At 71.7% G+C, this 10,016-nt stretch carries 5 protein-coding genes; 3 read left to right on the top strand and 2 right to left on the bottom strand.

What is annotated here, in order from left to right; all coding sequences use genetic code 11:
* Positions 1-37 precede the first annotated feature (37 nt).
* Both HW577_RS02270 and HW577_RS02265 read right to left on the bottom strand, forming a co-directional pair.
* Positions 38-1,744, bottom strand: coding sequence for an N-acyl-D-amino-acid deacylase family protein (locus HW577_RS02270; RefSeq protein ID WP_198374432.1), 1,707 nt, complete (start codon positions 1,742-1,744; stop codon positions 38-40).
* Positions 1,745-1,798: 54 nt separating this feature from the next.
* Entirely contained in the window at positions 1,799-3,103 is a 1,305-nt protein-coding gene (locus HW577_RS02265) for a ferredoxin reductase family protein (RefSeq protein ID WP_198374431.1), read from the bottom strand.
* 150 nt (positions 3,104-3,253) lie between these two features.
* Between HW577_RS02265 and HW577_RS02260 the strand changes: the two genes are divergently transcribed.
* From HW577_RS02260 to HW577_RS02250, 3 genes are read left to right on the top strand one after another with little or no spacing between them, the layout of a single operon-like run.
* Complete coding sequence (locus HW577_RS02260) at positions 3,254-6,628, top strand: transglutaminase family protein (protein WP_198374430.1); 3,375 nt, start codon at positions 3,254-3,256, stop codon at positions 6,626-6,628.
* On the top strand, positions 6,621-9,098 hold the full coding sequence (locus tag HW577_RS02255) for a circularly permuted type 2 ATP-grasp protein (RefSeq protein ID WP_198374429.1): 2,478 nt from the start codon (positions 6,621-6,623) through the stop codon (positions 9,096-9,098). The genes HW577_RS02260 and HW577_RS02255 overlap by 8 nt, the downstream gene beginning before the upstream one ends.
* Positions 9,095-9,970, top strand: coding sequence for a transglutaminase family protein (locus HW577_RS02250; RefSeq protein WP_198374428.1), 876 nt, complete (start codon positions 9,095-9,097; stop codon positions 9,968-9,970). The genes HW577_RS02255 and HW577_RS02250 overlap by 4 nt, the downstream gene beginning before the upstream one ends.
* Positions 9,971-10,016: the final 46 nt, after the last annotated feature.

Here is a 10,016-nt window from a genome sequence, read left to right as displayed (position 1 = left end):
CCTCGGCGTAGAGGCTCGGCGGCAGTGCGCGCACGGATCAGGCGGCGCGGCGCACCAGCCGGCCCGGCAGCGCGCCGGTCGCGGTCCCATCCCGATAGGTCACCTGCCCCGCGACGATGGTGGCGACATAGCCGCGCGGCCGCTGCAGCAGCCGCCGCCCGCCAGCCGGCAGGTCGGCCACCATCCGCGGCGCGTCGAGCCCCAGCGACGCCATGTCGAAGACGTTCACATCCGCCTTCATGCCCGCCCGCAGCACCCCGCGGTCGGCGAGCCCGGCCGCGCGCGCGGTGTCCGAGGTCAGGCGCCGCACGATCTCTGGCAGCGCGAAGACCTGTTCCTTCGCGTCGCGCGCCCAATAGGCGAGGAGGAAGGTCGGGAAGGACCCGTCCGAGATGAAGCCGACATGCGCCCCACCATCCGACAGGCCGGCAATCGCGTTCGGATGCCGCAGGCACTCCGCGCTGGCCGACAGCGTGTAGTCGTGGAAGTTCGTCAGCGGCGCGAAGATGAAGCCGGCCCCGTCATCGGCCACCAGCAGGTCGTAGGCGACCTCCTCCGCGCTGCGCCCTTCGCGTGCGGCGATAGCGGCGATCGATGCCTCCTTCGGCGGCGCGTAGTCGGGCGGATCGCCGAAGGGGAACATGCGCTCGAAGGACAGGCGCGTGATGAGCGGGAAGTTCGATCCGGTGACGCGGTCCTCGGACAGAATGCGCGCACGCAGCGCCGGGTCGCGCATCGCCTCGGCCCGCTGCGGGGCGGCCAGATGCGCGATGGACTTGTACGATGCGCAGCCGGAGAAGGGATTCTGGCTGCCCTGCAGCCCGAGCAGGATGCCGATCGGCCGGGGCGGGAAGACCGGGCGTATCGGCAGGCCCTCGGCCGCCGCCGCGTCGGACATGGCAAGCAGTTCCTTCCAGGCCTCGGTCCGGTCGTGCCGCGCGGTCAGCGAGAACAGCACGCGCTGCCCCGTTGCCTGCACCACGCGCCGGACGATGGCGAACTCCGTCGCCGGGTCCGGCGTGTTCCAGTCGGAGACAAGTTCCAGCAGCCCGCCGCCAGCATCCCGCAGCCCCTCGGCGAGGCCACGCAACTCCTCCTCCTGTGCGCGCAGCGTCGGCGTCGGGTCGCCCTTCAGCGTGCGGTGCGAAATGGTGCGGGAGGTCGAGACGCCGAAGGCGCCGGCGCGCAGCGCTTCTGCCGTGATGGCGCGCATCGCCGCGATGTCGCCCTGGTTGGCGTTCTCGAGCGCCAGGCCGCGTTCGCCCATCACATGGACGCGCACCGCGCCATGCGGCAGAAGGGCGCAGATGTCGATGTCGCGCGGCTTCGCGTCCAGCGCGTCGAGGTATTCGGGGAAGGTCTCCCAGCGCCAGTCCAGGCCCTCATGCAGGATGGGGCCGGGGATGTCCTCCACCCCTTCCATGAGCTCGATGAGCTTGTCGCGGTCGGCGGCGCGGCAGGGCGCGAAGCCGACGCCGCAATTGCCCATCACCGCCGTCGTCACGCCATGCCAGGCGGAGGGTGCCAGATGCGAGTCCCAAACCGCCTGGCCGTCGTAATGGGTGTGGATGTCGACGAAGCCGGGGCTGACGATGCGGCCGCGGGCGTCGATCTCCTCCCGCCCGCAGGCGACGACGCGGCCGACCTCGGTGATGCGGCCGTCGGCAATCGCGACATCGGCTTCGACTGGCGCCGCACCCGTGCCGTCCACCACGGTGCCGCCGCGGATCACGATATCTGCCATGGCGCGTCCTTCCCTCCCGGAGAGAGCCCGAGCCTATGCGCCCCGCCGCGCCCGTCAATCATAGACGAAGCGTTCCTCCAGGATGCGGCCGGCGGGCACGCCAAGGGCGGCGAGGCCGGCCCGGACCTCCCGCATCATGGGCGGGGGGCCGCACAGCACGAACAGCCAGCCCGCCTTGGCGGGGGCCTCGCATCGGGTGCGGATGAAGGCACGGTCCATCAGCCCCGTCGCGCCCTGCCAGCCGGGCGGCGGTTCCTGCAGCACATGCACGACCTCCGCGCCGCTCGCCGCGAGGTCTTCGCTGCCCAGGATCTGCCCGGCATGACGGTTGCCGTACAGAAGCAGGACCGGCCGCGCATCCACCTTCGCCCGCAGCATGGACAGCAACGGCGCCACGCCGACCCCGCCCGCGATGAGGCAGAGGCCGGGCTCCGCTCGCCCCTCGATCCAGAGATGCCCGTGTGGCCCGTCCACGAAGGCCCGCGTGCCGGGCGCGATGCTGCCCACCGCGCGGGTGAAGTCGCCGGCCTCCTTGACCAGGAACTCGAGCATTCCGTCGGGCCGGGGGGCGGAAGCGATGGAGAAGGGGTGTTCGCGCAACGAGAAGGGCGAGGCGCCGAGGCGGATCCAGGCGAACTGCCCCGCCCGGAAGCGCAGGCCCGCATGCCCGACCGGTTCCAGCACGACCGACCAGATGCACTCCGCGGCCCGGGTTACCGACGCGACCCGCCAGGGGCTGCGCATGTGCCGCAGCGGCCGGCCGAGATAGACCAGCAGCAGACTCCCGGTCGCCAGGGCGAACATCGCCCCCCAATAGGTCGTGAGGACCGGGTCCGTGCTATAGCGCCCTGCCCAGAGCGTGTGCCGCATGCCGAGCAGGGCCACCGCCGCGGCGCCGAGCCCGTGCAGCAGCCGCCAGGTCTCGTACCGCCAGGGCATCGAGTCGCGCCCGATCGCTGTGATCGTCAGCAGCCCCAGGAGCAGCCAGGCTGCCCAGCCCGTGACCAGCGTATAGGCATCGAGGCGGAGCACGCCCGCCTGGGTGGCATCCTCGGGGCGGAGAAACTGCGCCCCGATCGGCACGGTGTAGAGGAACGGGTGGAGCAGCAGCCCGACCGTCAGCACCCGCGCGAAGATCTGGTGCCAGCGCATGGTGCGGTCGATACCGATCCCGCCGCTGATGCCGCGGAAGCGGCCGGACAGCAGGAATTCCAGCAGCAGCGCGGCGAAGCCGGCCATGGCAAGGGCGGAGGAGATCTCGTCCGGCCAGGGCCGGGCGGGCCCCACCAATCCCCAGCCGAGCGCCACGGGCAGCGCCACCAGCAGCGCATAGGTCCCCAGCAGGATCGTCGCTGGCACGAAACATCCTCCCCGGGCAGACGCATCCATCCCTTAGGCTGCCGGGGGGCGTCCCGGCCTTGACCCAGCGCAACGGCGTCCCAGCCATGCTTCCGGTGGACCGCGGATTGCATCCATGGGAAAGCAACCTTCACTGTTCCAGGCTCGGCCATGTCCATCCACGTCGCCCTGACGCACCGCACGACCTATCGGTACGAGCGGCCCGCAAGCCTCGGCCCGCAGACCGTCCGCCTGCGACCGGCGCCGCACAGCCGCACGCCGGTGCTGTCCTACGCGCTCAAGATCGAGCCCAAGCCGCACTTCCTCAACTGGCAGCAGGATCCGCAGGGGAACTTTCTCGCCCGCATCGTCTTTCCCGAGCGGGTGACGCATTTCGACGTGACGGTCGACCTCGTCGCCGACATGGCGACGATCAATCCGTTCGATTTCTTTCTCGAGCCCGAGGCCGAGACCTGGCCTTTCGCCTATGATCCGGGGCTCGAGCAGGAACTTGCGCCGTTCCGGCGCATCGATCCCTCCGGCCCGCGGCTCGAGGCGCTGCTCGCCGAGGTTCCCCGCGGCGAACAGCGCACGGTGGACATGCTGGTCGCCATCAACCAACTGGTGCAGCGGCGCATCGCCTATGTCGTGCGCATGGAGCCCGGCGTCTGGTCACCCGACCGAACGCTCGACGAAGGCCGCGGATCGTGCCGCGATTCCGCCTGGCTGCTGGTGCAGCTGCTGCGGCGGCTCGGCTACGCGGCGCGCTTCGTCTCCGGCTATCTGATCCAGCTGGTGGCCGACCAGAAGCCGATCGACGGCCCGGAGGGCCCGAGCGCCGATTTCACCGACCTTCATGCCTGGGCGGAGGTCTACCTCCCCGGTGCCGGATGGATCGGCCTCGACGCGACGTCCGGCCTGATGACGGGCGAGGGGCACATCCCGCTCGCCGCGACGCCAGAGCCGCAATCGGCTGCGCCGATCTCGGGCGGGCTCGAGAAGGTCGATACCGAGTTCGCCTTCGAGATGCACGTCGCGCGCATCAGAGAGACGCCGCGCGTGACGAAGCCCTACACCGCGGTACAGTGGCGGGCGATCCGCACGGCAGGGGAGGAAGTGGACCGCAAGCTCAAGGCGCTGGGCCTGCGGCTGACCATGGGCGGCGAGCCGACCTTTGTCGCGGCCTCGGACCGCGACGCGCCGGAATGGAACATCGACGCGCTCGGCCCGACCAAGCGTGCCTATGCGGGGCGGCTGCTGCGCCGCCTCGTGGCGCTGTGGTCGCCCGGCGCCGCGCTGCAGTTCGCCATGGGCAAGCAGTATCCGGGCGAGCAGTTGCCGCGTTGGGCGCTCTACTCCCATTGGAGGGCGGATGGGGAGCCGGTCTGGAGGGACCCCGCGCTGCTCGCCTCCGACGACGACCGGGACGAAGCCACAGCCGCGGACGCCATCCGCTTCGCGCGGACGCTGGCGGAACGCCTGCAGATCGATCCGGCGTTCGTGCAGGGCGCGCATGAGGACATCCACTACTATCTCTGGCGGGAACAGCGCCTGCCGGCGAACGTCGTCGCCGAGGACAGTCGGCTGGCCGACCCGCTCGAGCGCGCCCGGCTCGCGAAGGTGTTCGGCCAGGGGCTCTCGGCGGAGGTCGGCGCAGTGCTTCCGCTGCGCCGCGTCATGCAGGATGGCGCGCGGCGCTGGCAGTCCGGCCGCTGGTTCCTGCGCGGCGAGCATCTGTTCCTGATCCCCGGCGATAGCCCGCTCGGCCTGCGCCTGCCGCTCGCCAGCCTGCCCTGGATGAGCGAGGAGGATGCGCGCCGCGTCACCGAGCACGAGGCCGATCCCTTCGCCTGGCGCGACGACCTGCCGCCGCATGCCGCGCTGATGGCGCAACGCGCGCTGCGCGCGCAGATGGCCCCGGAGGCCCTGTCCCAGCGTGCCCTGATGCGGCCACGCCCGGGCGAGGGCACGATCAGCGGCATCGAGGATTTTCGTCCGCAACCGCAGGAGCTGCCCGTGGTCGGCGCCTCCGACCCCGGCGTGGTGCGCACCGCGCTGGCGGTCGAGGCGCGGGAGGGGAGGATCCACGTCTTCTACCCGCCGCTGTTCGGGGTCGAGGATTGGCTCGACCTGACTGCCGCAGTCGAGGCGACGGCGGCCGAGACCGGACGCAAGGTGGTGCTGGAGGGCTACCTGCCGCCAGCCGATCCGCGGCTGCTGCATTTTTCCGTCACGCCCGACCCTGGTGTGATCGAGGTGAACATCCACCCGGCCACCAGCTGGCACGAGGTCGTGGAGCGCACCGAGCAATTGTACGAGGCTGCTCGCCAGGAAGGGCTGGCGGCCGAGAAGTTCATGACCGACGGCCGCCATGTCGGCACCGGCGGTGGCAACCATGTGGTGATGGGCGGCGCGACGCCGGCCGAAAGCCCCTTTCTGAAGCGGCCGGACCTGCTCAAGTCGCTGGTTGGCTTCTGGCATAATCACCCGAGCCTATCCTACCTGTTCAGCGGCCTGTTCATCGGGCCGACGAGCCAGCATCCGCGCGTCGACGAAGCCCGCATGGACGCGATCCATGAGCTCGAGATCGCCTTCTCGAAGATCCGGCCGTGGCAGGAGACGCCGCCCTGGATGACCGACCGGCTGTTCCGCAACATCCTCGCGGACATGACGGGCAACACGCACCGCACGGAATTCTGCATCGACAAAATGTACGATGCCGGCAGTGCGAGCGGCCGGCGCGGCCTGGTCGAATTCCGCGCATTCGAGATGCCCCCGCATGCCGAGATGTCGACCGCGCAGATGCTGCTGATGCGCGCCGCCGTCGCGGCCTTCTGGGAACGGCCCTACGAACGGCGGCTGGTGCGCTGGGGCACGCGGCTGAACGACCAGTTCATGCTGCCGCATTTCTGCGAGCGGGATTTCGCCGATGCAATCGAGGAGCTGCGCCAGCTCGGCGCGCCGCTCGATGCGGACTGGTTCGCCACGCATTTCGCCTTCCGCTTCCCGCTGATTGGGGAAGTCGCGGTGCGCGACGTGCAGCTGGAGCTGCGCCACGCGCTGGAACCCTGGCATGTGCTGGCCGAGGAGAACGCCGCGGGAGGCACCGCGCGCTACGTGGACAGCAGCGCGGAACGCGTCCAGGCGCGGGTGAGCAATTGGGTGGCCGACCGCCACATGCTCGCGGTCAATGGCGTCGGCGTACCGCTCAGCGCCACCGAGCGGGCGGGAGAATACGTCGCGGGCATCCGCTTCAAGGCGTGGAACCCGCCATCCTCGCTGCATCCCACCATCCGTCCCCAGACGCCGCTCGTGCTCGACGTGTTCGACCGCTGGACGGGGCGCAGCCTCGGCGGCATGACCTATCACGTCGCCCATCCGGGCGGTCGCAGCTACGATCGCTACCCGGTGAACGCGAACGAGGCCGAGGCGCGGCGGCGCGCGCGCGTCTTCCCCTTCGGCCACACGCCGGGGCGGATGGCGCCGCGGGAGCCTCAGCCTGGTCTCGAGACACCCATCACGCTCGACCTCAGACGCCATGCCTGACGCGCCCGGGCCCGCACCGCTGGACGAGATGGTGGACGGCCGCGGCGGCGTCAGGCCGCATTGGCGGCACCTGCTCGGCATCCTCGGCGGTATGGGGGAGGGCATGCTGGCCGAGCGCGCGCGCCGGCTCGATCGCGCCTTCGAGGATGAGGGCATGGCGGGCGTGCTGCCGGGTGCGCGCAAGGAGGCCGCCTGGCGCTGCGACCCGTTGCCGCTCGTCCTTCCGGCGGGCGAGTTCGCGGCGCTGGAGGCCGCCATCGCGCAGCGCGCCCGGCTGCTCGAAGCGGTGCTCGGCGACTTGTACGGCCCGCAGACGCTGCTCGCCGACGGGCTGGTGCCGCCCGACCTGGTGTTCCCGAACCCGGCCTTCATGCGCCCCTGCCATCGGGAGGGCATGGCGCCGGCCACGCCCATGCTGCACCTTTACGCCGCCGACCTGCTGCGCGGCCCTGACGGGCGCTGGCGCGTGCTGGCGGACCGGACCACGGCGCCGGCCGGCCTGGGCATGGCGCGGGAGAACCGGCGGCTGCTCGGCCGCGTCATGCCCGAGGCCTTCCGCGGCGCGCAGGTGCGCTCGATGCGGCCCTTCTTCGATGTGTGGCAGGACGCGCTGCAGCGGCTCGCGCCACCGGAACGCAGCGACCCGGCGATCGCGCTGCTGACGCGCGGCACGCATCACCCGCGCTGGTTCGAGGACATGCTGCTCTCGCGCGAACTCTCCTGCGCGCTGGTCGAATGCGGCGATCTCTCGGTGCGCGGCGGCACGCTCCACCTCAAGACGCTGCAGGGGCTGCAGCGGGTGGACGTACTTCTCTCGCGCCTCGAAGGCATGATGCTCGACCCGCTCGAGACCACGGAGGCCGGCACGTCGGGTGTGCCCGGCCTACTGGATGCGGCGCGAGGCGGGGCGGTGCGCATCCTGAACGCGCCCGGCGCGGGGCTTGCCGAGGCACCGGGGCTCGCCGCCTTCCTGCCTGCGCTGGCGCAGAGGCTGCTGGGCGAGGACCTGCTGCTGCCTTCCGTCGAGACGCTCTGGCTCGGGGATCCCGTCGCGCGCGCGCGCGTCGCGCAGGAAGAAGGCTGGCGCGTGCGCAGCGCGACCGATGGCGCGGCGCCCGCGCCCCTGCCGCTCGATTCCTGGGCACATGCGATCTCGGCCGAAAGCCGGCCCGGAGCGCATGCCGCGACACGTCTGCCGGTCGCGTCTCTCGTCCCCTGTGTCGCCGGCGACGTGCTGGAACCGCGGCCGCTCGCCCTTCGCGTCTTCGCGATCTTCGACGGGGCGGGATGGCGCGTGCTGCCCGGCGGCCTCGCACGAATCGGCGATGCGGAGAGCCTCGGCGGCGCGCTGCCCCCGCGCGGCCTGTCGAAGGATGTCTGGGTGCTGGCGGAGGAAGGGGAGGACATCATCGGCCCCGCCGCGATGCAGTTCCCGCCGCTGCCGATCCGCCGCCAGCCCGGTGCGCTGCCGTCCCGCGTCGCGGACAACCTGTTCTGGCTCGGCCGCTACACGGAACGGCTCGAGCGCGCCGCGCGGCTCGTCCGCGCGACGCAGGCGCGCATCTCCCGCGGCGTGATCCTGCCGCGGGAAGCGGCGGAGGTCGCGGCACTCGCCCGCTGCCTCGCCCAGGCCGGCTTCGCCGGCGCGGAGGAGGCGATGGGGTCCGCCGCCGCGCAGGCGCTGCCCGGCGTCATCGCGGCCGGGATGCGCGAGGGCGGCACCATGCTCGCGCTCGCCGACCGCATCGCGACGCTGACGGCGATGGTGCGTGACAGGCTGACCGCCGACATGCACGCCACCTTCACCCTGACACTCCGCACCGCACGGGCAGAAATGGCGCAGGCGGGAGACGGGCTGGAGGCGATCAGCCGCGCCATGATCTCCGTCCTGCGCTTCGCGACCGCGGTCGCCGGCGTCGCGGCCGAAAGCATGGTGCGCGGGGGCGCCTGGCTGTTCCTCGATCTCGGCCGGCGGATCGAGCGCGCGCAGGCGATCGCGCATGAGGTCGGCTTCGCGCTCGACCAGCCGCCAGGCCGTATCGAGGGCGGGCTGCGGCTGATCCTCGAACTCTGCGACAGCATCATCACCTATCGCAGCCGCTACCTCACGATCCTGCAACCCGCGCCGGCGCTCGACCTCGTATTGGCGGATGAGAGCAACCCGCGCGCGCTCGCCTTCCAACTGGCTGCGATCCGCCGGGGTCTCGCGGAAGTCGCTGGCACCGAGGATCGCGCATTGCCGGAGGAAGCGGCGGCGCTGCTCGCCGAGGCTGACGCGCTCGTGGCCCATGTGCTTGCGAGCCCCGACCAGGCCATCGCCTCCGCCGGTCTGCCGCCGCGCCTCGAGGACATGGCCGGGCGCATCGCGGCCCTGTCCGATGCCGTCACGCGCCGCTACTTCGCGTTGCTGCCGGCCGCGCAGACGCTCGGCATCGAGGGGGCCGCACCGGCTCTCCGGGGGGCGGCGTGATCTATCGGCTGCGCCACGTCACCACCTATGCCTACGCGAACGCCGTCGACCTTGCGGCGCATCTGCTGCTGCTGACGCCGCGCGACCTTTCGCACCAGCGCGTCAGCGGGACCGCCCTGCACGTCACGCCGACGCCGTCACACATGACGTCGGCGCCCGACCATTTCGGCAATCGCGCGACGCGGGTCTTCCTCGACGTGCCGCATGCGCGCTTCGAGGTGATTGCCGAGGCGCTGGTCGAGGTGCGCTTTCCCGATCCGCCGCCGCCTGCCGAGACCCCGTCATGGGAGGCGGTGCGCGACATCGCGCGGCTATCGCCCGCGGCGGAGTTCGCCTTCCCGAGCGCATTGGCGCCGCGGGTGTCGGCCGCGACGGGCTATGCTGCGGCATCCTTCGCACCAGGGCGCCCGGTTCTCGCGGGGCTGCTCGAACTGATGTCGCGCATCCGGCGCGACTTCACCTACCAGTCCGGCGTGACGGGACCGCACACGCAGGTGGCGGAGGTGCTGGAAGGCCGCGTCGGCGTCTGCCAGGACTTCGCGCATGTGATGATCAGCGGGCTGCGGGGTCTCGGCCTGCCTGCACGCTACGTCTCGGGCTATGTCCGCACGCGCCCGCCACCCGGCGGCGTGGCGCGGCGGGGGGCCGACCAGTCGCATGCATGGGTCGAGGCCTGGCTCGGCCCGGAGTACGGCTGGATCGGACTTGATCCGACCAATGACATCGTCGTGCGTGACGAGCATGTGGTGCTGGCCTGGGGGCGCGATTTCGGGGATGTCAGCCCGCTGCGCGGCGTGATCCTCGGCGGCGGCGAGCACGGTCTGTGGGTCGGCGTAGATCTCGAGGAAGCCGCAGGCCTCGTGCCCGCCTGAGGGCAGGGCTGCCCGCAGGCACGGCAAGGCCTGCGCCCAGGCACGC

The sequence above is a fragment of the Neoroseomonas rubea genome, from assembly GCF_016106015.1.
Classification (GTDB): Bacteria; Pseudomonadota; Alphaproteobacteria; order Acetobacterales; family Acetobacteraceae; genus Neoroseomonas; species Neoroseomonas rubea.
This window is presented reverse-complemented; position numbering and strand designations above follow the sequence as displayed.